25 protein-coding genes are annotated in these 24,494 nt (G+C 36.4%); 7 read left to right on the top strand and 18 right to left on the bottom strand.

Going from position 1 to position 24,494, the window contains the following annotated elements; translation table 11 throughout:
• Positions 1-12 precede the first annotated feature (12 nt).
• Complete coding sequence (locus J2786_RS14500; protein ID WP_047426550.1) at positions 13-1,134, top strand: hypothetical protein; 1,122 nt, start codon at positions 13-15, stop codon at positions 1,132-1,134.
• On the opposite strand, the gene J2786_RS14495 is transcribed toward J2786_RS14500, so the two are convergent.
• From J2786_RS14495 to J2786_RS14480, 4 genes are read right to left on the bottom strand one after another with little or no spacing between them, the layout of a single operon-like run.
• Complete coding sequence (locus tag J2786_RS14495) at positions 1,124-2,047, bottom strand: glycosyltransferase family 9 protein (RefSeq protein ID WP_052186813.1); 924 nt, start codon at positions 2,045-2,047, stop codon at positions 1,124-1,126. The two genes, J2786_RS14500 and J2786_RS14495, sit on opposite strands and share 11 nt — an antisense overlap.
• A 50-nt stretch (positions 2,048-2,097) precedes the next feature.
• Complete coding sequence (locus J2786_RS14490) at positions 2,098-2,517, bottom strand: SufE family protein (RefSeq protein ID WP_047426544.1); 420 nt, start codon at positions 2,515-2,517, stop codon at positions 2,098-2,100.
• A 44-nt stretch (positions 2,518-2,561) separates the two neighbouring features.
• Positions 2,562-3,659, bottom strand: a complete 1,098-nt coding sequence (locus J2786_RS14485; RefSeq protein ID WP_047426540.1) for a glycosyltransferase — start codon at positions 3,657-3,659, stop codon at positions 2,562-2,564.
• Complete coding sequence (locus tag J2786_RS14480) at positions 3,659-3,883, bottom strand: hypothetical protein (RefSeq protein WP_047426537.1); 225 nt, start codon at positions 3,881-3,883, stop codon at positions 3,659-3,661. The genes J2786_RS14485 and J2786_RS14480 overlap by 1 nt, the downstream gene beginning before the upstream one ends.
• Before the next feature lie 151 nt (positions 3,884-4,034).
• Here J2786_RS14480 and J2786_RS14475 point away from each other — a divergent pair, with 151 nt between their 5' ends.
• Positions 4,035-6,572, top strand: coding sequence for an ATP-dependent Clp protease ATP-binding subunit (locus J2786_RS14475; protein ID WP_047427792.1), 2,538 nt, complete (start codon positions 4,035-4,037; stop codon positions 6,570-6,572).
• A gap of 143 nt (positions 6,573-6,715) precedes the next feature.
• Here J2786_RS14475 and J2786_RS14470 read toward each other — a convergent pair whose 3' ends face one another.
• Complete coding sequence (locus tag J2786_RS14470) at positions 6,716-7,243, bottom strand: hypothetical protein (protein WP_047426534.1); 528 nt, start codon at positions 7,241-7,243, stop codon at positions 6,716-6,718.
• A 190-nt stretch (positions 7,244-7,433) separates the two neighbouring features.
• On the opposite strand from J2786_RS14470, the gene mnmA reads away from it, so the two are divergent.
• Complete coding sequence (mnmA, locus tag J2786_RS14465) at positions 7,434-8,621, top strand: tRNA 2-thiouridine(34) synthase MnmA (RefSeq protein WP_047426531.1); 1,188 nt, start codon at positions 7,434-7,436, stop codon at positions 8,619-8,621.
• A gap of 175 nt (positions 8,622-8,796) precedes the next feature.
• The gene (locus J2786_RS14460; protein WP_047426528.1) at positions 8,797-9,006 is read left to right on the top strand and encodes a hypothetical protein; all 210 of its coding nucleotides are present in this window, start codon (positions 8,797-8,799) and stop codon (positions 9,004-9,006) included.
• 57 nt (positions 9,007-9,063) lie between these two features.
• On the opposite strand, the gene J2786_RS14455 is transcribed toward J2786_RS14460, so the two are convergent.
• Together J2786_RS14455 and J2786_RS14450 are read right to left on the bottom strand one after the other, a co-directional pair.
• The gene (locus J2786_RS14455; protein ID WP_047426525.1) at positions 9,064-9,414 is read right to left on the bottom strand and encodes a hypothetical protein; all 351 of its coding nucleotides are present in this window, start codon (positions 9,412-9,414) and stop codon (positions 9,064-9,066) included.
• A gap of 15 nt (positions 9,415-9,429) precedes the next feature.
• Entirely contained in the window at positions 9,430-10,161 is a 732-nt protein-coding gene (locus J2786_RS14450) for a glycine-rich domain-containing protein (RefSeq protein WP_047426523.1), read from the bottom strand.
• A 113-nt stretch (positions 10,162-10,274) separates the two neighbouring features.
• Here J2786_RS14450 and J2786_RS14445 point away from each other — a divergent pair, with 113 nt between their 5' ends.
• Entirely contained in the window at positions 10,275-11,171 is an 897-nt protein-coding gene (locus J2786_RS14445) for a hypothetical protein (protein WP_047426521.1), read from the top strand.
• 209 nt (positions 11,172-11,380) lie between these two features.
• Positions 11,381-12,607: a DUF6051 family protein gene (locus J2786_RS14440; RefSeq protein ID WP_047426520.1), complete on the top strand. Its 1,227-nt coding sequence runs from the start codon at positions 11,381-11,383 to the stop codon at positions 12,605-12,607.
• 92 nt (positions 12,608-12,699) lie between these two features.
• Here the strand turns inward: J2786_RS14440 and J2786_RS14435 are convergent, their stop codons facing one another.
• The 10 genes from J2786_RS14435 to J2786_RS14390 form a co-directional block, all read right to left on the bottom strand.
• Positions 12,700-13,443: a LytR/AlgR family response regulator transcription factor gene (locus tag J2786_RS14435; RefSeq protein WP_082001887.1), complete on the bottom strand. Its 744-nt coding sequence runs from the start codon at positions 13,441-13,443 to the stop codon at positions 12,700-12,702.
• 60 nt (positions 13,444-13,503) lie between these two features.
• Complete coding sequence (locus J2786_RS14430) at positions 13,504-13,779, bottom strand: 2TM domain-containing protein (protein ID WP_047426518.1); 276 nt, start codon at positions 13,777-13,779, stop codon at positions 13,504-13,506.
• A 29-nt stretch (positions 13,780-13,808) separates the two neighbouring features.
• Entirely contained in the window at positions 13,809-14,105 is a 297-nt protein-coding gene (locus J2786_RS14425) for a 2TM domain-containing protein (protein ID WP_047426515.1), read from the bottom strand.
• Between the two features lie 124 nt (positions 14,106-14,229).
• The gene (locus J2786_RS14420) at positions 14,230-14,799 is read right to left on the bottom strand and encodes a methyltransferase family protein (protein WP_047426512.1); all 570 of its coding nucleotides are present in this window, start codon (positions 14,797-14,799) and stop codon (positions 14,230-14,232) included.
• Positions 14,800-14,846: 47 nt separating this feature from the next.
• Positions 14,847-15,152 (bottom strand): 2TM domain-containing protein, encoded by a 306-nt coding sequence (locus J2786_RS14415; RefSeq protein WP_047426509.1) that lies wholly within the window; start codon positions 15,150-15,152, stop codon positions 14,847-14,849.
• A gap of 3 nt (positions 15,153-15,155) precedes the next feature.
• Entirely contained in the window at positions 15,156-16,469 is a 1,314-nt protein-coding gene (locus tag J2786_RS14410) for a 2TM domain-containing protein (RefSeq protein WP_047426508.1), read from the bottom strand.
• Between the two features lie 138 nt (positions 16,470-16,607).
• Complete coding sequence (locus tag J2786_RS14405; RefSeq protein ID WP_047426505.1) at positions 16,608-17,267, bottom strand: hypothetical protein; 660 nt, start codon at positions 17,265-17,267, stop codon at positions 16,608-16,610.
• A gap of 49 nt (positions 17,268-17,316) precedes the next feature.
• Complete coding sequence (locus J2786_RS14400; protein ID WP_047427788.1) at positions 17,317-19,563, bottom strand: TonB-dependent receptor; 2,247 nt, start codon at positions 19,561-19,563, stop codon at positions 17,317-17,319.
• 93 nt (positions 19,564-19,656) lie between these two features.
• Positions 19,657-20,559, bottom strand: coding sequence for an AraC family transcriptional regulator (locus J2786_RS14395; protein WP_047426501.1), 903 nt, complete (start codon positions 20,557-20,559; stop codon positions 19,657-19,659).
• A 97-nt stretch (positions 20,560-20,656) separates the two neighbouring features.
• The gene (locus J2786_RS14390; RefSeq protein ID WP_047426498.1) at positions 20,657-21,295 is read right to left on the bottom strand and encodes a 4'-phosphopantetheinyl transferase family protein; all 639 of its coding nucleotides are present in this window, start codon (positions 21,293-21,295) and stop codon (positions 20,657-20,659) included.
• 243 nt (positions 21,296-21,538) lie between these two features.
• On the opposite strand from J2786_RS14390, the gene J2786_RS14385 reads away from it, so the two are divergent.
• On the top strand, positions 21,539-22,042 hold the full coding sequence (locus tag J2786_RS14385) for a superoxide dismutase family protein (RefSeq protein ID WP_047426496.1): 504 nt from the start codon (positions 21,539-21,541) through the stop codon (positions 22,040-22,042).
• A gap of 53 nt (positions 22,043-22,095) precedes the next feature.
• Here J2786_RS14385 and J2786_RS14380 read toward each other — a convergent pair whose 3' ends face one another.
• The gene (locus J2786_RS14380) at positions 22,096-24,225 is read right to left on the bottom strand and encodes a carboxy terminal-processing peptidase (RefSeq protein ID WP_047426494.1); all 2,130 of its coding nucleotides are present in this window, start codon (positions 24,223-24,225) and stop codon (positions 22,096-22,098) included.
• Positions 24,226-24,494 lie beyond the last annotated feature (269 nt).

Here is a 24,494-nt window from a genome sequence, read left to right as displayed (position 1 = left end):
GAATAGCCAAACTTGAAGCAGCTCCACATCATATCATTCAATTACCCCTACCCTCCTTCTTATGGCGGAATCATTGATGTTTATTATAAAATCAAGGCTTTATCTGATCTAGGAATAAAAATTCATCTGCATTGTTTTGTAGACCAGGCCCCTGATAAGATTGATCCGGAAGTCAAAGAGATAACGGAAAATGTGTTTTTTTATCAAAAGAAAAAGAATCCTCTGCTTTATTTCTCGTCAACTCCTTTCGCTGCTGCTATCAGAAATTCTGAAGAACTCATTAAAAATCTGGAAAGGAATAAAGCACCTATCCTGTTCGAAGGCCTACAGACAACCTGTATAATGCGGTTTCTGAGAGTAAACGACCACAAACTCTACCTCCGTTATCACAATAACGAAACAGAATATTATAAAGGGCTTTCTGCGTCAGAGAAAAACATATTGAAAAAGATCATTTACAAAATTGAATCTTTAAAATATACCGGATATCACAAAAAGCTTTTAAAGAAATTCGAAGCTGTATTCTGCCTGTCTGAAAAGGAATATAATGAAGTAGAAACCTATTCAGGAAATGCACACCTGATTCATATCTTTCATGGCAATGAATCGGTAAAGGAATTGGATACAAAAGGGAAGTATTTTCTTTTTCATGGAGACCTCACTACCGCTGACAATAAAAGAGCATTGAATGAGACTATTAACTTATTCAAAACTCTTCCACAATATCAACTGGTTGTAGCCTCAGATCGTGCCGGTGATGACATAAAAAGAAAGATTTCAACAGTTGAAAACATCAGCCTCACTCCTATTCAAACTACAGAAAATCTCTATAATCTTCTGGAAGATGCTCATGCCAATATTCTGATTTCTTACCAGAATTCCGGCACAAAAGTGAAGCTGTTTAATACACTTTACAACAGCCGTTTTGTTATTATCAATGAAAATATCACAGATGATCCTGTTTTGAAGAGTTTGTGCCTGTTTGGATCTGATATGAATGAAATCCGTCAACAAATTGTCACCTCAGCGGAAAAAGAGTATTACGATACTGAAAAGAGAAAGGAAATCTTAGAAAAAAGCCATTCTGATGAAGCTAAAGCTAATGAGATGGTAAAGATTATTTTTAAAAATTAACCCTATCCACCACTTTCTGGATATTAAATTCCTCAAGACAGGCCCAGTCGCCTCTATAACATTCTTTATCTCCAAAAACCGAACATGGCCTGCAGCTCAGGTCTTTTACCTGAACAACATCTTCTTCACTCTGCCCAAATCCTAAAAATCCGGCATATGGATGAGTTGCTCCCCAAATAGAAACACAGCGCGTTCCTACAAGACTTGCAAGGTGCATATTGGCAGAATCCATGGATATCATCAGTTCAAGTCCCGCAATATAATTGAGTTCTTCCGTAAGATTTAATTTTCCGGCAAGGTTTTTTGTATTGGGAATCTCTTCTTCCCATTTTTCAAGGGTTTCTGTTTCTTTTTTACCTCCTCCAAAGAAATATACGGTATGCTTCTGAGCCAGAATCCTTACCAGTTCATAAGACTTCTCCAAAGGAAGCATTTTTCCCTTATGCTGAGCAAAAGGAGCAAACCCAATTCCTGATTTCTGCTCCGAAACCGGTCTTAATTGATGAGAAAGTTCAATCCTGAATCCCATTTCCCGGAAAACATCAGCATAACGTTCTACTGTTTTTTTCAGCTGAACCTTTTCCAGATTCCAGACATCCGTAAGATGTTCTTTTTCTTCTTTACCTTTATTAATTTTAAAAACCTTAAGTCCTTTTCTTCTATATATTCTGTCTAAAACTTTGGTTCGGATTACATCATGGAGATTGGCAATACAATCCGGATTAAACTCACGAATCAGTTCATTGCTCAATTTCCTCAATCCAAAAAGACCTTTGTAATCATCCAGATCAATCCCCTTAAACGTTACATTGGAAATTCCTGCAAACAAAGCCTCAAAATTTTTCCTGGAAACCATAATAATTTCCACGCCGGGGTTCTGCTCCAGAAATTCTCTGAAAACAGGCACTGTCATCGCAACATCTCCGAATGCGGAAAAACGATATGCTAAAATTCTGGTCACGGTTATGATTTCAGTTGGTAAGCAACTGCATAAAACTTGATCTGCTTGGTCATCGCCATAAGCCCGTTAGCTCTGGAAGGTGAAAGAAATTCCTGTAGTCCTATTTCTCCGATAAAATCAAAATCAGAATCCAGAATTTCCTGTGTGGAATGTCCACTATAAATACTTACTAAGAGAGAAACGATACCTTTGGGTAAAATACCATCAGAATCTGCATTAAAGAAAAGTTTTCCTTCTTTAAATTCAGCATCAATCCAAACTTTGCTCTGGCAGCCTTTAATCAGATTTTCTTCTGTTTTCTTATCTTCAGCTAAACCTTTCAGTTCTTTTCCAAGATCAATGATGTATTCATACTTTTGCTCCCAATCGTCAAGAAAAGCGAATTCATCTATTATTTCCTGCTGTTTTTCTTTAATGGTCATTTTAAATCAAATTTCTTTTGCAAAGATAACCAATTTTGTAAAATTTATTTACGCGAGGCTTTTTCAAAAAGCTGCAGAATTTTTCTTTCTTCATTCTCCCAGCAAAAGACATCTGCTGCCTTATTCAATTCGCTTTGATAATGCTGTCTTCCTCTCTGAAGAACAAGATTAATTGCTTTCTCAATGGTTTCAGGCTGATGATCCGGAATAATTTCACCTACATTAAACTGATTTTTTATCCTTTGCATTTCTGGAAAATTAATCATCACAAGCGGTACTCTCGACTGGATATAATCACAAACCTTATTAGGAAGCGAATAATAATAGCTTACCCCATTGTTTTCCTCAAGACTGAATCCCACATCAGCAGTTTTGGTGATTTCTCTGAGATTTTCCGGTTTCAGTTTACCCAGGAAAAATACTTTATCCTGCAGTTTTTCCTGAATAACAAGTTCCTCATAGTCTCTTTTCTTTGGTCCATCACCTGCAATTTTCAAGACAGCATCTTTAATATGATGCATGGCAGCAATCATTTTTTCTATTCCTCTGGATTGATTAATTGCTCCCTGATATAAAATAATTTTCGGATGATTTTCAGGAATTTCAGGTGCAGTAAGAATTTTTCTCGGAATATTCCTTACCACTACTGGATTCACATTATATTGCTCATGAAACCATTCTGCATAGCTTTCGCTTTCTGTCATCATCAGTTCCATATGGGGAACCAGCTTTCTTTCGAGCAATCTCCAGAATTTCTGTGAAAATCTGTTTTGGACGGATGGCATTTCTGTGAAAATTTCATGGCTGTCAAACACCAAGGGAATGTTCAGTTTTTTAGCAATCAGATAATTTGGCAGAAGTGCATCGATGTCATTGGCATGAAGGATCGTATCTTTGTCCGCTTTTTTCTTCAGTTCTTTATATAATTTCCAGTTGAACTCAAAATAAGCAGTCTTCAGACTTTCAGACTTTAAGCTAATCCTGGAAAAAGAGTAAGGACGCTCCATTTTTTCGTTTCCCTCCCAGTCGTTACCAATCAGATCTATGGAATATCCGTTGTCAAAAAGGGTTTTGCACACCTTCTCTATCCGTTGGTCAGTATACAGATTACTAAAAGCAGATGTAATAATTTTTTTCCTCATCAATCTTTTTTGTCTAATATTAAATAATAGATTTGAATGAAACAAATAAGCCCGTTTGGTATGATAACCGGCCAAAGCATTCCATTAAATATACCATAAATGACAAAACAAAAACAGCCAATCATGTTAACCACTCTGATTTTTCTTACATCTTTCAATATGAAACTCAATACGATAAAAAGAGAAGCAGAATAACCGATGTAATTAGTAATTTCAGTATTCATGGGGAAAATTTAAGGATAACAAACTTAATCATTTTCAATAAGATAATAAAATTTTTTCTGCCATAAAGTCATTAATTGATTTTTGGTAAAATATTTGTAATTTAGATAATGAATAAAAGGTAATGTTGCCTTTGTTCTAATGAGATATATTATGGATTATAAGTTTTCACAAGGTTTGAGCCAGGTGTTCAAACAAAGCAAAAGCGAAGCTAAAAGGCTGAAAAGTGAATTTCTTAATACAGAACATCTACTTTTAGGTATTATAAAAACGGAAAACTCTGCAAAAGAAATCCTTCAAAACCTTAATGCGGATTTAACACAAATCAGAAGAAAAATTGAAACTCTAAATACAGCAAGTCTTAATCCTATTTCTGAGGAGGTTACCAATATTTCTTTCACTAAGATGGCAGATCATGCGATCAAACGTGCAGAGTTAGAATGCCGACAGTATAAAAGCAATGAAATTAATACCGTTCACCTGCTTTTAGGTATTCTATATAAATATGAGGACCCTACTTCAAATATTCTGGGAGCTTATGACATCGATTACGAAGGAGTTTCAAGAGAATACCAGACTATGCTTAAAAATTCAGGGCAGTCTCCTCAGATGAGTGCTTATGATGATGATGATGAGAGAGAAGAATTTGAGCAAATGAGAAAGCCTACAGGAAATCTAGGTTCTGCAAAAAGTAAAACGCCTACGTTGGATAACTTTGGTAGAGACCTTACTTCTTTGGCCAGAGATGGAAAACTGGACCCAGTGATTGGCCGTGAAAAAGAAATTGAGAGAGTTTCTCAGATCTTATCACGTAGAAAGAAGAACAACCCGCTTCTTATAGGGGAGCCGGGAGTTGGTAAATCTGCTATCGCTGAAGGTTTAGCATTAAGAATTCAACAGAAAAAAGTGTCGAGAGTTCTTTATGGAAAACGTGTGATCACTTTAGATCTTGCAAGTTTGGTTGCAGGAACAAAGTACCGTGGTCAGTTTGAGGAAAGAATGAAGGCCATTATGACGGAACTGGAAAAAAACAGAGATGTCATCTTATTTATTGATGAGCTTCATACCATTGTGGGAGCAGGAAGTTCTACGGGAAGTTTAGATGCTTCCAATATGTTCAAACCTGCTTTGGCAAGAGGAGAAATTCAATGCATCGGGGCCACTACCCTGGATGAATACCGTCAGTATATTGAAAAAGACGGAGCTTTAGAAAGAAGATTCCAGAAAGTAATGGTGGAACCTACATCTATTGATGAAACTGTTCAGATCTTGAACCAGATCAAAGATAAATATGAGGAACATCACAATGTAATCTATACTCCGGAAGCTATCCTTGCTTGTGTCAATCTGACATCGAGATATATTACAGACCGTTTTCTTCCGGACAAAGCAATTGATGCAATGGACGAAGCAGGATCCCGTGTTTATATTAAAAACATGAAAGTTCCTACTGAAATCATTGATTTTGAAAAGAAAATTGAAGACATCAAAGAACTGAAACAGAAGGCCGTAAAAGCTCAGGACTACCTTGAAGCAAGAAAGCTGAAAGATGAGGAAGAACGTCTTCAGATGGAACTGAATTCGGCTCAGGAAAAATGGGATAAGGATGTAAAAGAGAAAAAAGAAACCGTAACGGAGGAAAATGTAGCGGAAGTAGTTTCTATGATGAGTGGAGTTCCTGTAACGAAAGTTGGTAAGAACGAGCTTGACAAACTTGCCCAAATGGACGAGAAGCTGAACGGAAAAGTGATTGGCCAGGAAGATGCTGTGAAAAAGGTTGTGAAAGCAATTCAAAGAAACAGAGCAGGGCTTAAAGATCCTAACCGCCCTATCGGTACTTTTATTTTCCTTGGAACAACCGGGGTTGGTAAAACCGAATTGGCGAAGGTAATGGCAAGAGAACTTTTTGAATCCGATGAATCTCTGATCAGAATTGACATGAGTGAGTACATGGAGAAATTTGCGGTGTCAAGATTAGTAGGTGCGCCTCCGGGATACGTAGGATACGAAGAAGGTGGTCAGCTGACAGAAGCTGTAAGAAGAAAGCCTTACGCAGTGGTTCTTTTGGATGAGATTGAAAAAGCTCACCCTGATGTATTCAATATTCTGTTGCAGATTTTGGATGAAGGACACGTTACAGACAGTTTAGGAAGAAAAATTGATTTCAGAAATACCATTATTATTCTGACTTCAAACATCGGAACAAGAGATCTTAAAGACTTCGGAGACGGTGTAGGATTCGGAACTTCTGCGAAGAAAACGACTTCAGACTCAAGAGCAAGAAGTACCATTGAAAATGCCCTTAAAAAAGCATTTGCACCGGAATTCTTGAACAGAATTGATGATATCGTGATCTTCAACTCTCTTGTACAGGATGATATCAAGAAAATTATTGATATTGAACTGAATAAACTTTATGGCAGACTTGAAAAACTAGGATATAAAGTAGATCTTACTGAAGAAGCCAAAGACTTTATTTCTGAAAAAGGATGGGATAAAGATTTCGGAGCAAGACCATTGAAACGGGCCATCCAGAAGTATATTGAGGACTTATTGGCAGAAATGCTGGTAAACAAGCAATTGAGCGAAGGAGAAACTGTAATTCTTGATCTTAATGAAGCAAAAGACGGATTGATCGGGAAAACGCAGAAAACGAAAAAATCGGCTGCTGAGAAATCTTCTCAATCATAATTGAATAAATAATTTAATTTTCAAATAGAAAATCCCCGGGAAATTTTCCGGGGATTTTTGTTTTTATAAGTTTGGGCTAAAGCCGAATGAATTTTTTTTATGATTAAACGGGCTAAATTCCGTTCCTATTGATGAGTCAGGCATTAAAGTCCTACCACAAAACCAATATTCGGGATCAGACCGCTGGAAAACACACTGGAATTCTGCTTCCAAAGCACGTTATACATCAACCCCAGCTGCATAAAAGAATTGTTTCCAATTCGCTGCATATATCCTCCGCCCAGATACAATGCGTTTTCTTCCGTATTGTACTTGTAATCATAATATTTATCTTTATAACCAACAAAATAATGCTGATAGTTGGCTCCTACATAAAATGATCTGGCGAAGTAGTAATTTACAAAAGGACCCACTCCAAACATGGTGGATTTATAATAATCAGAGGTCTGCCAGGACACGGTTCCCACTACTCCTCCTTCGAAATCATTGGTAAATCTGTAACCTACTCTTGGTGATGCAGACAAATTAAACGCACTGTTGCTTCCAAACCCTAGTCCTATACCTCCTCCAAAAGTCCACTTACTGGTTTCCTGCACGGCTGTACCTACGGAAATTTGGGAAAATACTGATCCTGAGCTTATCAGCATCATAGAAATAATAAACTTTTTCATATGTAATATTTTTGTTTTTAAAGTTATGTTCTCATCTGTTTCCGGCTGCAGAGAGGTTGATAAAAGAGCTTAATACGCTATCGTTTTTATCAATGTTTAAAATTATGGTTTTTTTACGAATTTATTTAGTTGTATTTTTGCGGCATCAAACTAAGAACTCCCGTTAAGAGTTTCGTAAAATTGAAATACAATGAAAGTAGTAGTAGGCCTCTCCGGAGGTGTAGATTCTAGTGTTACAGCGTATTTGCTGCAGCAGCAAGGCCATGAAGTAGTGGCTTTATTTATGAGAAACTGGAACGATGCTTCCGTAACATTAGAAGACGAGTGTCCCTGGATTGAGGACAGTAATGATGCTCTGATGGTAGCACAAAAGCTTGGAATTCCTTTCCAGGTGATAGACATGAGTGAACTTTACAAGGAACGTATCGTTGACTATATGTTTGCCGAATACGAAAAAGGCAGAACTCCCAACCCTGATGTATTGTGTAACAGAGAAGTAAAATTCGATGTTTTTATGAAGACCGCCATGTCTTTGGGTGCAGATAAGGTAGCAACAGGACATTATGCAAGGGTAAATTCTACTTTTGATGAAAACGGTAAAGAAATTTTCCACCTTCTGGCAGGAAAAGACAACAATAAAGATCAGTCTTATTTCCTTTGCCAGCTAAATCAGGATCAGCTTTCAAAAGCGCTCTTCCCTATCGGAGAACTTACAAAACCTCAGGTAAGAGAAATTGCGAAAGAAATCGGACTGGTAACAGCAGATAAAAAAGATTCTCAGGGATTATGTTTTATCGGAAAGGTAAGCCTTCCACAGTTTTTACAACAGCAATTAAAACCTAACGAAGGGGAAATCGTGGAAATTTTCAAAGATTCTCCTTTATTTTCGGAAGAAAAACCTGAATTCTCATCCAAAGAAAAGGAACTTGAATTTCTATCAAGAAAAATCAATTATAAAAAATCTGACGGAAAAGTAATCGGGAAACACCAGGGAGCCCAATTTTTCACGATCGGACAAAGTAAGGGTCTTGGTATAGGCGGCCACAAAGAAAGCTGTTTTATTATCTCCAGAGACATGGAAAACAACATCCTTTTCGTAGGAGAAGGAAGCCATTTCCCTGGGCTTCATAAAAAAGCACTGAAAATTGATAATTCTGAACTGCACTGGGTTCGTGAAGATATGCGGCTTCAAAATGGCGGATCTATGGAAGTAATGGCCAGATTCAGATACAGACAGCCTTTGCAGAAGGCTACTCTTTATCAGTTTGAAGATGCCTTTTATATTGAATTTGACGAGCTTCAGTCTGCTATTGCCGAAGGGCAGTTTGCTTCATGGTATATTGATGAAGAACTGATCGGCAGCGGCGTGATTTCGTAAGAGTTTTTTGAGATTCGTGTTACGGGATTCGGGATTTCGGGACGTGAGTTTTTGAATGAAGAGTTTATAAGTATATTGAGATTGTTTTTTAAAGAAAATAATTTTTTTAAAATTTTTCTGTAACGTTTTTTATGTTGCCATACTTACTGAGTAAATAACAATAAAAAATACTACTATGAAAACATCTGCAAAAAACCAGTACGCTTATGTAAACAATATTCTGATTACAGTTGTATCTGCTATTTTCGGTTATAATTTTTATCAGGCCATTGTACATCCGGAAAAATCCAATATCGCGATCAGTCTTATTTTGGTAGTCCTGACTTCCGTTATGGTTCGGAAATATGGCAATAAGCCAGTAAAAGAAAAGAAAAAAGAGATTTAATTAATCATTATAAAGCCCGGAACATTTTTGTTTCGGGTTTGTTATTAACAGCACATTTTACTTTATCTTTTCATTAACATGACTTGAGATAAAAACCAATGTAACAATACATTCTGCTATTAAGATCATCACAAGAAATCCAACAGGTTTTCCCAGCATAACTCCTCGGATCAGCTTGATAATTCCCAACAAGAAAATAAATCCTGCGAAATAAAGTGTAGCTCCTGAAGATGTTTCTTTCAAAAAATTTTGAATGAAAAGCGAAGCATAAAATCCGAGAACCAGGATGAGATAGAACTTCAAAAAGTCAGGTCCTTTAAGAATGATCGGATTAAATGTCTGCGGTACTGCCATAAGCCAAATAAAGCTTATCACAACCGGAACTGAATGAATGATGGTTTTTTTCATAATGCTTAGTTTTTATTATCCGCCGCAGCCTCCACAACCGCCGCAGCCTCCTCCACAACCACCGCCACCACTGCAGCTTGAGCCGCCACAACTTCCTCCTCCGTCATTGTTTTGCTTATCCTTTCTGTTCGGATCGGCGGCTTCATGATCTCCTACTACTGAAGCTATAACTCCCAGGATGAAAATAATCCCAAATATGACTCCAGTGACCATTAAGCCAGCAAAGCTATCTCTGTCTGTACATGAGAATAAAAGCAGTAAAACAAATACCGGAGCAAAAAAGGTCATCTTTCTCAGCCAGGATTGTACTTTAGATTTTTTCTTAATCTCTTTCCAGATTTCTTCAGGCGCTTCCTGCTGGAAAACCTGCCGATAACCTGCTAAAGTATCTTCAAACCAATTCTGATGTCTTTCTTTTTCTGCATAGCCGCCTTTGGAAGGATGATGATGAAGTGCTCTTTTTAAAATATGAGGACAAAATTCCTCCCAATAATTCTGGGTGTAGATCAGATGCATATGCCATACCTTATCCACTATTTTACTGGGAGAAGCTCCGTGAGGAAGAATACAACAGAGATAAACGAACTTTTTATACTCTTCAATCGCTTTTCTTGCGAAATCAAGGCTCCAGCTTTCTTCTTTTGCAAGCTTTTTTGAGAAAGGGAAATCAACACCGGGAGCATCCATAGAAAAATCATGTATCCTGCTCCAAAGGGACTCATCTTTTACTATCATTTTTGTTTCCATTGTTTTGAATTTTGTTTTTCTATTCAAATATCAATGGATTTTAAAATATAAAAATCTCTCAAAAGTCTTTTTTAGTTTGATAAAAATCTTAAATTAGTCTTATAAAACAGTCCATGAAAAAGGAAGATATTCTGCATCTTGAGAAGCTCATGAATTTCTTAAGCCGGCAATTCTTAAAGAAAAGCCATTGGGAAGATATTACCAAAACCGAATGGGTGTATATTACTGCTGAACTTAATGAGCTGATTATCAATGATCACTCAGAAAAAGAGATCAAAAGAGAACCTGACCTTCTGGGAACAAATTATCTGTATGAACATCTGATTATCAACAAGCTGAAGAAATTCAAACAAAATGAAAATGCTGTTTTAAGCAGACCCAATCTTGCCAAACTGAGTTTAATTGTGAAGGTTTTGGGATATTCCAATTACATTGATTTCATCAATTCTAATACGGAAGCATTTAACTTTAATGATCTCAGAATTGATATGAACAATGTCAATCTGAATACTGCTCTTTTAGACCGTCTGGTAGGCTGCTGGTACTCTTATAACAGAAATCTTCCTGACAATCCATTAATGGCAAAAGAAGACCGTATATGGCGCTCTGCCATGGAAATATATAAATCGGAAACAACCGGAGAATATTTTATTGAAAGAAGCGGTGGTGATCATCACAAATATTTTGGAAAAGTAACCGCATATTCAGATTATGTTTTTATCATCATGAACAGCAATACTTTTATCCGGCAGCGGCATTTTATTTCAAGGATAAAAGATATTAAAGAAAAACTTAAGAACCCGGACTATAAACTCCACGAAATCCATTTCATAAGCACCTGCATCAGTTTCAACCAGGAGCCGATTGCTTTGTTTGAAATCTTCAGAAAAGCGGACAGAAAAAACTTTATTTCTGATTCCATCAGTTTCCCCATTGACAGTGATGAGATTCCTGAATCTATCATTAAACAACTTGAAGACACAGAATCTAACAGAATTGATTACAGATAGTTAACAATCAAATATTATCTGACATCAAAAACAACCCAACCATAAACATCATCATCAATCTATATATCATGGCCCCGGAATAAGACTGTTTCGGGGCTTATTGTATTTCTTCTATGCCTAGAATATATTTAATCCCTAAAAATCAATTCATTACCACAATATTTATTTAACTTGATAGTTCTAAATATGAACCTTTCAATCGCAGTGCTATGGAATATTATGAATTGTATGAAGTTTTGAAAAAGCATTTTGATTCCGGAAAAAGCAGTGCTGAACTTGAAGAACTCAATGTAAGCATTGAATCAATTCCTTTTGAGTCCAAGGTCTGTGACCTGCTTTATGGGTCAGAAAAACAACATTGCCACAAGCACCAGCAAACACTCGAAATCAACAAAAATGGCTATCTTTTTTATAACCAGCCTGTTGTAGACATCAACGATTTTGATATTGAATGCAATAAAAGGTTCGAATACCATATCCTGAAGCGGGCTGATGTAGAAACAGCCGAAGGGGCTCTGTTTTTTTTCCATGGACTGAATGAGAAGAAATGGGATAAATACCTTCCTTGGGCATATGAACTGGCCCAAAGAACAAAAAAAGCCATCATTTTGTTCCCGATAGCATTTCATATGGACCGTGCAGAACCTATCTGGAGCGACCGCCATCAAATGATGGAAGTTGTTCATTTCAGGAAGAAAAAATATCCGGAAAACATGAATTACTCTTATGTGAATGCAGCTATAAGCTCCAGACTTGAAGCACATCCTCAAAGAATTTTCTGGTCCGGCCTCCAAACGTATTCTGACATCACAGAAGTGGTAAAAGATATCAAAAAGGGTAACATCAAGAGTATTTCCCCAGAAGCCCATCTGGATTTATTTGGGTATTCTATAGGATCATTTCTTTCTCTAATTATCAAAATGGCAGATCCTCATCATTATTTTACCCAATCAAAAGTGTTCTGTTTTTGTGGAGGAATGACGATTGACAGAATGTTTCCTATATCCAAATACATCATGGATACCCAGGCAACCGTTAAAATGCAGTCTGTTTTTACGGAATTACTGAGCGCTGATTTTAAATCAGATCCACGTCTGAAACATTATCAGAATGAAGCGTTGCATCCACAGGAAAGCTGGTTCAAAAAAATGCTGCGCTACAATTATTTTCAGAAGGAAAGAGAGGAAAGAATTCAGGAAATCCAATCTCAGATCAAAGCGTATGTTTTGGAAAAAGACAGTGTTGCTCCTCCGATAGAAGCGCTAAATACATTGCAGGGCGGCTACAGGAATATCAATGTAGATATTGAAATCAAGGATTTCCCGTTTGAATATTCCCACATGGTTCCGTTTCCGCTTACCCATAAGCATGCAAAAGGAGTTACAGAAGCTTTTCACCAGTTTGTACAATCTGCCAGTGATTTCTACAATTCCTGACGATGGAATTTTCATGGATAAAAGAGGGCCAGGAATAGTTTAAAAAATAATAATATCAGATCCATGGTGTTTGTTTTTTAGGGTAATCGTTATCAGCTAACCAGCCAGTCTTTAAAATCTTTCACCCGGTCTCTGCTGACCGTAATTTCCTCTTCCGGCTGAAATTCAAGATCCACTTTATAATAAGGCGAAGTATGGATATTTTTGATATAATCCGAACTGATTATGAACTGTCTGTTGACGCGGAAAAACTTTTTCTCATCGAGTACATCTTCCAGTTCATCAAGTGTAAAATCTGATGGATAGGTGCGATCTTCTGTCTGAAGATAAACGATTTTATTTTCGCTGAAAAAACAGCTTATTTCGTGTGTCTGTATAATCTTAAGGTTATATCCTATTTTAACCAGGACTCTGGAAAGCGTAGATTTTTCTTTTCTGATCATCTTTTTGATATCCTGGGAACCATGGGTATCATTGGCAGGAATGAAGGATTTAAATTTCTCCACTGCTCCTTCCAGATCTTCATCAAGGATGGGTTTTAAAAGATAATCAATACTGTTCAGCTTAAAAGCTTTCAGGGTATATTGATCAAAGGCTGTCGTATAGATAATGAAACCTTTGGTAGGGGCTTTTTCAAAGATGTCAAAAGACAGTCCGTCTCCTAAAACAATATCGGAAAAAATCAGCTGCGGGTGTTCATTTTCAGAAAACCAGGCCACTCCTTCCTCTACTGATTCTATTTTGGCAACGATCTCTATTTCAGGAAAATTACTCAGCATTCTTTCCAATTTCCTTGAAGCAGGTTTTTCGTCTTCTATAATAACAGTTTTGATCATTGAGCTTTAATTTTGGTTTTCAGGTTTCAGGAAATAAAGGTAGATAAAAGTGGACAGATTTTAATAATTAATCGTTTTTTTCTCTTTTCTAAGTTCTTTTTCAATCATATCTTTTTCCCACTCGGAATCAAAAAGAAATAGTTTTACAGCTTTTACGAGAATAATAAATCCCCAGATTCCAAGAATGGTATATCTGTCAAACCAATGAAAGCTGATCATCTTTTCACCAAAAATATCATCGGGAAGGATAAGGACAGCGAATATGACAAATATAAAAATGCTTTTATAGAATTTTCTGATGTTGTTGGTTCTTGTGTGGGCAGTTTCGTAATCCATGATAGTATAAGTTTTTAAGGTTTTATAGTTTAAAGTGTTTTTATTCTCTGTTTTTCATCCTTCGCCATCAGTTCCCGGATTTTTCTTTCTTCCCAGTTTTTGCCAATTCCAAATACGCTTATGGCGTGAAATGCAATTCCTATTCCCCATCCCAGCGCAGGCCATAGAAACCATAAATATCCGGGAGCAGTCATAAGATTCAGTATTGCTAAGAAAGGAATTATGATACCATAAGAAGTAAGGTTTCCATAAAATTCTTTAAGGTCTTTCACTCTTCTTGAAGCTTTTCTGTAAGCAATTGTTTCTTTGTCAGGTAAAATTTCCATAATGTTTTGTTTTTAAAGGTTGATTTGTTTTTTCTTGAGTCAAAGGTAGTTCAGGAAAGGTTCATCAATCAATTTTATATTACCGAATGGTAGATTATGCTATCCGAATCGTAAAATCCTGTAATTAATAGATAAAAGGGATCAATTTCTTTGTTCTTTTTCTGTATTCAATATATTCATCCCCGAACTGTTCTATCAAAGCCTGTTCTTCAATTTTTATCCTGTAAGCAAAGGCTAAAAACGGAGGAACAAAAGCAAAAATCAATGACAGCCAGTTATTCAAATACAAGCCGAGACCAAAAGAAGTCAAAAGAGAAAAAGCGTAAGACGGATGTCTCAGATATTTATAAAATCCTTCCTTTTTTATTTTATGATCCTGTCTGATGGTAACATCTACTGTAAAATATTTTCCCAGAGATCTGATGATCACATATCTGACAATAATCCCGATAAGAATAAAAAGTTCACCAAGATAGAGAATCCAATCACCGTCAGCCATCGGAAAATGAGTATTATAGGACATGAATATTGAACTTGCAATAGAAAATGGAATGGCCAGCCATAAGATATTCAGAGTGGATTTATCTTTGTTCTTTTGATCTTCTTTGCCGGATTTCAGCATGTTTTTATAAAGAAACTCAGTGAAAAACCAGGCAGCCATGGAAATATAAAATAGAGTTGATAATGCATTCATTTCAATACAATTTAAGATGAAAAGTGTTTTTAAAAAAGGTAATTTCTTTAATGTTCTTTCTGTTTATCCATCAGTTCCTTAATCTTGTTATCTTCCCATTTTCTGATAAAATTAACACGGGGCAGAAAAACAGTAATGGCATGTGCTGCAAGCCCTATTCCCCAGAAAGTTGCCGTAAAAAAGTTTTTAAACTGAAAATAGCTCTCTCCGGGCTTCAGGTGCAGACAGTTATAAACAACAATCAGCGCATTCACTGCGATATAAGCGAATACATGTCCGTAAAATCCGCGTAGCCTTTCTACCTGCCTTCTTGCCCGTTGATATTCAATATTGTTTTCGTCAAATGTTCCCATGGGTTATTTCTTTTGTTTGTTCATAATTTCGCGAATCTTCTTTTCCTGCCATGATTCTCCTACTCCAAACACCTGAAACGCATGGGAAGCAACACCTATTCCCCAGCCCAGTACAGGAAACCAGAACCAGTGATTTCTGTTGCTTGTAAAAAGATTAATAAAGATTAAAAAAGCACTTACAGTACAATAAGAAATCAGGTTCATATAAAAACTCTTAATCTCTTTTACTCTCTTTTGCGCCCGTTGATAAGCGGCAGAGTCATCCTCAGGTTTCGAGTTGGAAACTTGTGGTTTAGCCATCAGCATGGGAAGTTTTACTTTAAAATGGTCTTCGGACTTTTCTATGAATACATTTCGCTCTGTAAGAAGGGAATAACGCTGTACAATATTTGCCAGACCAATTCCAGAACTTTCTTTGATCTGCTCTCTTACCTGAAGATTATTTTCAATGCAGAGCGTATTTCCATCTGAAAAAATTCTGATGATCAGAGGTTTTGATGAAGTGGCAAAGTTATGCTTGATGCAGTTCTCCAATAATAGCTGCAAAGCCAGTGGAACTACATATTTTTGATAGTCTTCTTTGGCAACATCAAAGGTAAAATCTACACTGTCTTCAAATCTTGTCTTCAAAAGTTCACAATAGGTTTTTGCAAATTCTATTTCATCTTCTACCGTTACCAGTTCTTTATCTTTTTGTTCAAGTACATATCGGTAAATCTTTGACATTGAAGCCGTAAACTTCTGTGCCTGTTTGGGATTTTCATCAATCAGAGAGCTTAAAACATTTAAAGAATTGAAAAGGAAATGCGGATCCAGCTGATTTTTTAAACTTTCAAACTGGGCATTGGCAGACTTGGCGATAAGTTTCTGTTCCACCACTTCTTTTTTGGAAGTCTTTTTAAGTTCTTCCATAAAACCTTTCGCATGAAGGAAAGCAGAAATCAGAAGGGCAATATTGATCATAAACCAATTGGTTACCCCATATTTGGAGGAAAAAAATTCTTCTGTGGTTGCTGTTTTCTGAATGACCACATAGTTCATATAATTACAGAAATACACCAGAATAAAGTTCCCGATGATAATAGAAATGATACTTAAAATAGCTCTCGTTCGGGTAGCTTCGGACCAAGGAAATTTTCTGTTGAGGAATTCATTGATAAATCCGTTTCCAAATCCCAGAACAAAAGAATACATGGTGGAAAGGAGCAGCGTGATCAAAAAAGTCTGCAACGTTTTTTCATCATTAAAAAACAAAAAGAAAAACAATGTTGTTCCTAATGATGTCCAAAGTAATGTTGTAAAATATTTACGCTTCATGATCTGTTTTCTTGAGTCAAAATTAGTTTTTATTAAAGGTATCAAAAATTAATTGTTACCGAAGGGCTGATTTTTCTTTCTGAACGGTATAAAAAAACCTTCACGAATGAAGGTTGATTGATTAAAATATAGAGAAAATTATTTTGCTTTTTCTACCGGTAAACTTAAGAAATAATCGGCTTCTGCTCTTCCCCAGTTAGGATCTAACGCTGTTTTGGGCTTATATGTTGCAAATTTTGCCTGAGCCTCTTTAAACAGCTCCAATCCTTTGGTTTTGCTGCCTCCGTACTGCTCGGGAGTAAAATAGACATCTTCTGCTTTGATAAGTGCAATTCTCGGATTTGCAGGGTCTAACTTTTCAGCAACATTCATTTCCTCAGCAGCACGTGCACCGTCTGTCATATAACGCTGTGCGGGATTCACCATCATTCTCAGAGAATAAGACATTTTTCTCAACAGGTGAATTTCTGCATTATCAGTTCCTGCAAGATTCTGAGCCATTGAAAGACTTTTCTCTGCCTGGTCTGCAATACCATCCAATTCCTGCATTTTTCCGTCTCTCATCAGGGTTCTTCCTTTTTGGATATAAGAAAATGCTGCATAGTAGGCAGGAAGCCATTTTGTGCTTTCTTTACTTCCTATTCTCTGGAAATCATTCGCCAGGGTCTGGAAATCTTCTGAGGTTTTACACGTTTCTATTCTTGCGATTTTTTCGGACATTACTTTGTCGTAATCTGCTTGTGCAAAAGCCGTTAAGCTCACAAAAGCTAAAGCAAAACTTAAAAGGTATTTTTTCATGATATCAAATTTTAAAAGTTAGTTTATTGTTTGTTCTAAGATATGTTTTTTATAAATTATTATTGATGGCATCATCTGTTTTATCTACTCCGAAGCTTATAAATGCTCCAATGAACACGAAAGTATTGACTGGCGGAACAATGGCAGAGCTTCTTGAACCGTTGGCGGAGAAATTATAGCCATATATATTCTTTGATCCCAAGATATTACTAATGCTCAGTACAAATACCGGAAAAGCTTTTGCATCTTTTTTACCGATATTCGGAAGGTAATTAATACTGAAGTTTAATGCATTATAATCTTTTAGTCTTCCTTCATCCCGGATGAAATTTATTGCTTTTCCATCTTTAAATGTAGAGGCAATATCATAATAAGGACGTCCTTTAGCATAGGTATATGATAAGTTGACTCCAAGTTTCCATTCCGGAATAAATCTTTTTGCTACTGCTGAAAGGGTATGCTCAGCCGCAAAACCCGGCTGCAGGCTTACAGGATAATTCAGGAAATCCCTTTTTGAATCCAGATAAGAATAGCTGATCCAATAATCGATATTTTCAAATGTCTTTTTATTGTCTCTCCAGAAGAATTCAACTCCTTTTGCATATCCGTATCCATCATTGTTTAAAGCGGTTTGGATCTGCTGATTTTGTTCTTTATCCTGGGTAATATTGAAAGTTTTAATCAACTGGTCATATTTTTTATAAAATGCCTCGAAACGTAAAGTTCTGCCTTCTGAGGCTCTCTGAACCTGGAATATATAATGCTGTGATTTCTGAAAACCAAGATTGGCAGGTCCATTGATATATTTACTTTCCGGATTCTGATAAAACATTCCATAAGCTAACGAAGTGGTCCAGTCTTTTGCAAGACGGTAGGCAATCGCAAAACGAGGGGCAATATTATCCTTTCCTAAAAATGAAGAATGCTCTGCTCTTACTCCTATTTTTGCTGACAGGGCATTGCTGAAACCAAGATCAGTTTCCACGAAAGCAGAGGAGATCAAATCTTTATAATGCTTATTTACGGCTTCAAAATTCAGATTTTCATCCGTATTATTCAACTCAATTCCTCCTCTTACCGCACTGATTCTGTTGATTTTTCTTTCAAGAACCGCTTTAAAATTCAGATAATTTCCATCTGTCAGAAGCTGGCTTCTGTTGGCTTCAACATCATTGGTTTCTGTAGAAAAATGAAGATCAGATCTGTTATAAGAGTAAGAACCACCTACGTTAAGCAGATATTTTCCAAATTTCTGTTTAAAAGAGAGATTGTGAAATGTAGTTTTACCATTTAGTTTTACCAGACTGAAATCGTAACCGGGTTCAAGACTTTCAGATCTTACCCCCATCTTATTGGAATTGAACATTCCATAATATTTGAAAAAGCCACCTGACTTTGTTTTAAATCTGAAATTCAGATCTCCGTTAAGGCCCTGTGGCGCTTCTACAAAATCAGTGTTAAAATGAAAGACTTTCTGCATCAGGCTTAAAAGAGAATAACCTGCTGTAGCGCCATAGGAATAGTTTTTATTGTCTCCCAACTTCTGAAATCCTGCGCTCAGGAAAATAGGAGAAATACCGAAATTATAGGAAGTTTCATCCGGAAGATCAACACTTTCCAGCATCAATGCCCCGGAAAGAGCCTGCCCGTACAGCGCAGAATAACCACCACTTGAGAAGATATTTCCTTTAAAAAGAGAAGTATTGAACTGATCTCTTCCTGCAATCCCGGGAACAGAATTAGAAAAATAATTGTTAATAAGACTTCCATCCATAAAGATTTTAGATTCCGTTCCCGTACCCCCACGGATAAATAGTCCTTCTGTTCCTCCTACTTTCTGAACTCCGGGAAGATAAGTCAAAGCTGAAGAAATCTGTCCGTCCGCTCCTGCTGTTGTATAAATATCAATTGGGGTAAGTAATGCTGTTGCTCTTTTCTTATCGCTGGCCTCAATAGATCCTGCAGAAACGACCACTGCATCAATCTCACTGATCTGTTCCTTAAGATCTACATTCAAAGAAATCTCCTGGTTTTCAATAGAGACCGATCTTTCGACATCTTCATATTTCGGATGTTTAAAAGTTATTTGGTGAGCTCCTTTTTCTGAAGTTTCAAACGTAAAATTACCCTGAGCATCAGTTGTAGTACCATCATAGGTATCTTTCAACGTTACATTTACTTCTGCTACACCTTTGTTTTTGAAGGATACTTTTCCTGAGATTTTCACCTGGGAATATCCCATAATGGAAGTGAGAAGAAGAATCAGAAACAGGATGTTTTGTTCTTGTGTTTTCATTTTTATTGTTTTCTGGGTCAAAAATAGCATGAGAAATGCCTTCCTGTAAAAAATTTATTACTGAAAGGCATTGTTTTGCTCCCGAATGGGAAATTACTGTATCGGAATGCAAAAATCCACGATCATTTTTCCTTCCGGATGCTCTTTAAAATTTGAATGGTAGACTTCAAAAGGGAATACTCTTCTGATGGAATAGTTATTCTCATTCATCCAGATAAACAGGTAGGCCCAGCATTTTTCAATGTCATCCAGTGTAACCTCTCCGTTTCCTACGATAAACTTTCCGGCATCTATTTTTTCCGCAAAGACTTCTCCCTCCTGCTGCTGAAGTTTTTCATCCAGAAGCATACATGCGTGAATCCTTACTTTATCTGCCGGCGTCACTTTAAAACTGTCATGGTATACAGAGATCATTTTAAGGTTTTCACGGGGAAAAAGACTTTTCTTTTTTGCCCAGTCTATCAATACATTATAGGCGGGTTCAACATGAGCAATTCCAAGACTCATTACTGCTGCCAGATTCATTTCCGGCAATTCTTTTACTTCGATTTTTAAATTCATTTTAGACCAATTTAACAGGTTTTCTATATTGCAAATGTATTGGCTGAAAACCGTATCAACTTGTCCGTTCTTGCTTTGTGTTTGTAAAATCTTGTGAAATTTCTCCGGCGCCGATTTCCTGAATTCTGTGGGGGTAAGGCCGTAATATTTTTTGAATGTTTTGCAAAAAACCGAATGATTGGAAAATCCAAGATCCCAGTAAATTGTCTTGATCTCCATATTCTTATGCAGAGCCAGGTGAAGTGCACTCTTTTCTATTTTCTTTCTGATAATATAATTCTGAAGCGTTTCTCCCGTAACCAGCTTAAATATTCTGTGAAAATGAAACGGAGAATAGGCACTTACCTCTGAAACTTTTTCCAGAGACAAGTCTGCATCAATATGGTTATCAATATATTGAATTGTTTTTACAATCCGCTTTTTATACTCTTCCAATTCAAAAGTGTTAGTTTACAAAGATATTTCTCCAACTTGAAATTAAGTTGTCTTTTATTGCTATTTTCAGAAATCAGCTTCATTTTTACATTAAAACTTACTCTTCAAAGTAGGTGATAAGTGGAATTACAGTTTTAATTTTTTGATCTGAAGAGGCAATACAGGTGTGATAATCTTCGTGAATAAAAATCTTTTTGGTAAAGAATTTTTCCTCTTCAATACTGCACTCGTTATTTATTATTTCAAAAGAATCCAGCGAAAGCATCATTCCGGCTCCATGAGCTTTTATTACAGCTTCTTTTCTCACCCAATAAGTAAAAAATTCTTTTATTTTATCTTCTCCATTCTGAATTTCCTGAAGCTCTTGGGCGGTCATCTGAACCATAAAATCCTGATAATTTATCTTCGGATCTCGAAATTCTACATCAATTCCCAAAGGATATTCTGCAATCGCACAGACCACAAGATCTTTGGAATGCGATATATTAAAATAAATTTCATGTGCCTTTAAGTGAGGTTTTTTGTTGGGAAAAATCACTATTTCTGCTTCGGAGATATTATAATGGGTCTTCAAACCATATTGGAGAAGAACTTTTCCCAGCAAAGAAAACTGAACATCCTGCCATCTTTTGTATCTCAGAATACCTTTCCTGATTTCTATAGGGAAAGCTGGCAGATGCCTGTCCAGAAGAGACTGGTGTTTTGCTTCACTGATGAATGTATAAAGAATAATCATCTTTTATTTCTTTGCTGCCTTAGGATCTGGTTTATAACTAGCTTTTTATCCACTAAAATAAGCTTTTTTACCGCTCTTTTTAAAGAAGTAAGTCTTTAGAACAAAGTTTCAGAATTTAGGATAAAAACAAGCTGTATTGCAGTGATCATTCAAGGCAGGTTTTTTAAAAAAGACTGAGATCATAAAGCATTTTGGAAAATCTTTTTTAAATTTATCCTAAAATCACTATAAATCATTTAACAAATGAAAGTACAAACATTAGCATTATTGGCGGGATTTGCTGTTTTTGCCGTTTCATGCGGAACAACAAAAACGTACTCTGTAAATGCCAAAAGCGGAACACAGACAGGAGGAACAGCGAAGTTTACTCAAAATGGAAATGACGTAACAATGAAGCTTGACATCACTAACCTTACTCCTGGAATCCATGCAGTACACATTCATGAAAAAGGAGACTGCTCTGCGGCAGACGGAACTTCTACAGGTGGACACTGGAATCCTTCGAAGAATGATCATGGTAAATGGGGCGCTGAACATTTCCATATGGGAGATATAGGAAACCTGGTTGCTGATCAGAATGGAACTGCAACATTGACTTTCAAGACAGACAAGTGGTGTCTGGGATGTACGGATGAGTCTAAGAACATTATAGGGAAAGGTCTTATTGTACACGCAGCAGCAGATGATTTCCATACCCAGCCTACCGGGAATGCCGGAGGAAGAGTGGGATGTGTAGAGATTAAGTAATCCTGTTACTCAATAAAAAAACCGCTAATTTTCATTAGCGGTTTTTTTTATGTTTAGGATTTAGCTCCCATATCTGAGACAATATTCATTGCTTCCTGCAGGTAAAGATCTTTTTTCAGATTCTTGATCCACATTTCAGATTTTTTCTTGAAGGCTTCGTCTTTTTTCTCTCTTTCAATTTCACTTGGATACATCATAAACTGAAGTCCGTTCTCAAATTTAGTCAAAGCTTTGAACTTTTCGATCTGAGATTTTCTGTTCTTCATCAGCTCATTGAACTTCGTAATATTTAAAGTGATATTTTCTTCTTTATCCAGTTTTTCTCTCCACTGAGCGGATTCTAATAACAACTGATAATTGCTGTTTTTAGCCATTCTGTCTGCACTTGCTTTTTCCAGCGCCTGAATATTGAAGTAGTTCAGTTTCTGGAATTTTGTAGGTGGAATTTTATCCCAGGCCAATGCATAATCATCATATCGCTCTCCTACTTCAGCATACGTAAAGAAATCTTTCATCTGAATATCAGAAACAATTCCTTTTCTCTGCGTAGATTCTCCTGTAATTCTGTAGAATTTCTGGATCGTCAGTTTTAAAGATCCGAAATCATCTTCCGTGTTCAGGAATCTGTTCAGATCCACAAAAGTCTGAACTGTTCCTTTTCCGAAAGACTGTGGAGATCCAATGATCATAGCTCTGCCATAATCCTGCATTACTCCTGCAAGGATTTCTGAAGCTGAAGCCGAAAGTTCATTTTGCATAATAACAAGCGGACCTGTCCAGATTGGAGTTTCATTTTTATTCTTAAGCGTCTGAATTTTTCCGTTTCCGTCTTTTACCTGAACGTAAGGACCAGCTTCCATGAAAAGTCCCATAATATCTCCTACTTCAGTTAAAGAACCTCCTCCATTATTTCTAAGGTCAAGAATGATTCCCTGGATATTCTGTTCTTTCAGTTTAATGATCTCATTTTTGATGTCATCAGAAGCGTTTCTTCCTTTGGCATTTTCAAAATCAGCATTAAAACTTGGAAGGTTGATGAAACCGTATTTTTTACCATTTGGAGTATTCACTACAATACTTCTTGCAAAAGTATCTTCAATAGCAACCTCTTCACGGATCATGGTTACATCTTTAATTGTTCCGTCTTTTTTCTGAACCGTTAATGTTACCGGTGTACCTTTTTCTCCTCTGATGAGTCTTACCGCTTCATCAGAAAGCATTCCTACTACATTTACAGCATCTTCTTTCGGTTTTGATCTTACTTTCAGGATTTTATCACCCTCAGAAAGTTGTTTCGACTTCCATGCCGGTGCACCAATGGTAAGAGCTCCTAAGTAAAGGTTTCCTTTTTTCTCCTGAATTAATGCTCCGATACCGATTACTTTTCCAGTAAACTGCGTATCAAAATCTTCTTTATCTTTTGGAGAATAATAGTTGGTATGTGGATCAAATACTTCTGTATATGCATTCATATACACGGTAAACCAATCCATTTTCTTTCTCTTTTTGAATCTTGTGAAAGTATCTTTTACAAGGTCTTTTACTTCATCAGTGGCTTTTTTGATCTTTTCGTCCTGAGTAAGAGGCTTAAACTTGATGGTATCTTTCAGCTTATACTTCTGAACAGAGTCTTTCTTTTCTTTCTGAGCTTCTTCTTTGCTGTTCATCGACTCAACTTCCTGAAGGATATTGTATTTGATGAATTTTTTCCACTCATTATACTGTTCCTGTTTGTTGGCAGGTACTTTTTTTAGTTTGGGCTCAAGGGTAAGCGTTTCATCTTCCTGAAGATTGATTGGCTTACTGAAAATATCCTGTGTGATTTTATCAATCTCATCCACTCTTTGGTATAGCCTGTCAATCGTAAGCTTATAGAAAGTTAGATCACCTTGTCCGATATAGTCATCAAGCTTGGTTTCATGCTTGTTGAATTCATCCATATCAGATTGCAGAAAATATCTTTTCGCTGGATCTACCAATTCGAAGTAATGCTTATAAACGTCCTTCGAATAGGCATCATTGATAGATTTCGGGCTATAATGCAGATAAGAAAGTGTATTTTTTACGCTCACCATTATCGTCTGCATCTTTTCATCGTCATTCTGTGGCGAGTTGAAACAAAACATTAGACTGGTTAATGGAATCAGGAGTAAAAATTTATTCAGTTTGAAATTTTTCCACATAAACTGTCTTTATTTATTAATTTTTTTAAAATAAGTATAATAATTAGTAGCAGTAATTTTGGTACTGTTACAAATGATCAAATTTAATACCTTATTTACAAATATCGACAGTTTTAGCCATTTTTATTTAAAGAGATTTGCAAATAATCAAAACAGTGTTAGTCATTTCCTATTGTCAGGGTGTTTCATTACAAAATCATACAGACAAGTGTTTTTTAGGACATATCTGAAGTTTCATTTTTTAATCAAAAAACAAAAAACACATACCA

Origin of the sequence: Chryseobacterium vietnamense, assembly GCF_031454475.1 — a bacterium.
Classification (GTDB): domain Bacteria; phylum Bacteroidota; class Bacteroidia; order Flavobacteriales; family Weeksellaceae; genus Chryseobacterium; species Chryseobacterium vietnamense.
Note: the sequence above shows the minus strand (reverse complement) of the source record. Positions and strands in the feature narration are given on the sequence as shown.

Excerpts from the sequence above, each read along its gene's own strand:
- J2786_RS14415 (WP_047426509.1), bottom strand. The coding sequence starts at position 15,152 with ATGGGAACATTTGACGAAAACAATATTGAATATCAACGGGCAAGAAGG.
- J2786_RS14485 (WP_047426540.1), bottom strand. The coding sequence starts at position 3,659 with ATGAGGAAAAAAATTATTACATCTGCTTTTAGTAATCTGTATACTGAC.
- J2786_RS14470 (WP_047426534.1), bottom strand. The coding sequence starts at position 7,243 with ATGAAAAAGTTTATTATTTCTATGATGCTGATAAGCTCAGGATCAGTA.
- J2786_RS14460 (WP_047426528.1), top strand. The coding sequence starts at position 8,797 with ATGAAAACATCTGCAAAAAACCAGTACGCTTATGTAAACAATATTCTG.
- J2786_RS14440 (WP_047426520.1), top strand. The coding sequence starts at position 11,381 with ATGGAATATTATGAATTGTATGAAGTTTTGAAAAAGCATTTTGATTCC.
- J2786_RS14385 (WP_047426496.1), top strand. The coding sequence starts at position 21,539 with ATGAAAGTACAAACATTAGCATTATTGGCGGGATTTGCTGTTTTTGCC.
- J2786_RS14380 (WP_047426494.1), bottom strand. The coding sequence starts at position 24,225 with ATGTGGAAAAATTTCAAACTGAATAAATTTTTACTCCTGATTCCATTA.
- J2786_RS14445 (WP_047426521.1), top strand. The coding sequence starts at position 10,275 with ATGAAAAAGGAAGATATTCTGCATCTTGAGAAGCTCATGAATTTCTTA.
- J2786_RS14390 (WP_047426498.1), bottom strand. The coding sequence starts at position 21,295 with ATGATTATTCTTTATACATTCATCAGTGAAGCAAAACACCAGTCTCTT.
- J2786_RS14450 (WP_047426523.1), bottom strand. The coding sequence starts at position 10,161 with ATGGAAACAAAAATGATAGTAAAAGATGAGTCCCTTTGGAGCAGGATA.
- J2786_RS14455 (WP_047426525.1), bottom strand. The coding sequence starts at position 9,414 with ATGAAAAAAACCATCATTCATTCAGTTCCGGTTGTGATAAGCTTTATT.
- J2786_RS14480 (WP_047426537.1), bottom strand. The coding sequence starts at position 3,883 with ATGAATACTGAAATTACTAATTACATCGGTTATTCTGCTTCTCTTTTT.
- J2786_RS14495 (WP_052186813.1), bottom strand. The coding sequence starts at position 2,047 with ATGACAGTGCCTGTTTTCAGAGAATTTCTGGAGCAGAACCCCGGCGTG.
- J2786_RS14405 (WP_047426505.1), bottom strand. The coding sequence starts at position 17,267 with ATGAAAAAATACCTTTTAAGTTTTGCTTTAGCTTTTGTGAGCTTAACG.
- J2786_RS14430 (WP_047426518.1), bottom strand. The coding sequence starts at position 13,779 with ATGGATTACGAAACTGCCCACACAAGAACCAACAACATCAGAAAATTC.
- J2786_RS14400 (WP_047427788.1), bottom strand. The coding sequence starts at position 19,563 with ATGAAAACACAAGAACAAAACATCCTGTTTCTGATTCTTCTTCTCACT.
- mnmA (WP_047426531.1), top strand. The coding sequence starts at position 7,434 with ATGAAAGTAGTAGTAGGCCTCTCCGGAGGTGTAGATTCTAGTGTTACA.
- J2786_RS14420 (WP_047426512.1), bottom strand. The coding sequence starts at position 14,799 with ATGAATGCATTATCAACTCTATTTTATATTTCCATGGCTGCCTGGTTT.
- J2786_RS14475 (WP_047427792.1), top strand. The coding sequence starts at position 4,035 with ATGGATTATAAGTTTTCACAAGGTTTGAGCCAGGTGTTCAAACAAAGC.
- J2786_RS14425 (WP_047426515.1), bottom strand. The coding sequence starts at position 14,105 with ATGGAAATTTTACCTGACAAAGAAACAATTGCTTACAGAAAAGCTTCA.
- J2786_RS14410 (WP_047426508.1), bottom strand. The coding sequence starts at position 16,469 with ATGAAGCGTAAATATTTTACAACATTACTTTGGACATCATTAGGAACA.
- J2786_RS14435 (WP_082001887.1), bottom strand. The coding sequence starts at position 13,443 with ATGATCAAAACTGTTATTATAGAAGACGAAAAACCTGCTTCAAGGAAA.
- J2786_RS14490 (WP_047426544.1), bottom strand. The coding sequence starts at position 2,517 with ATGACCATTAAAGAAAAACAGCAGGAAATAATAGATGAATTCGCTTTT.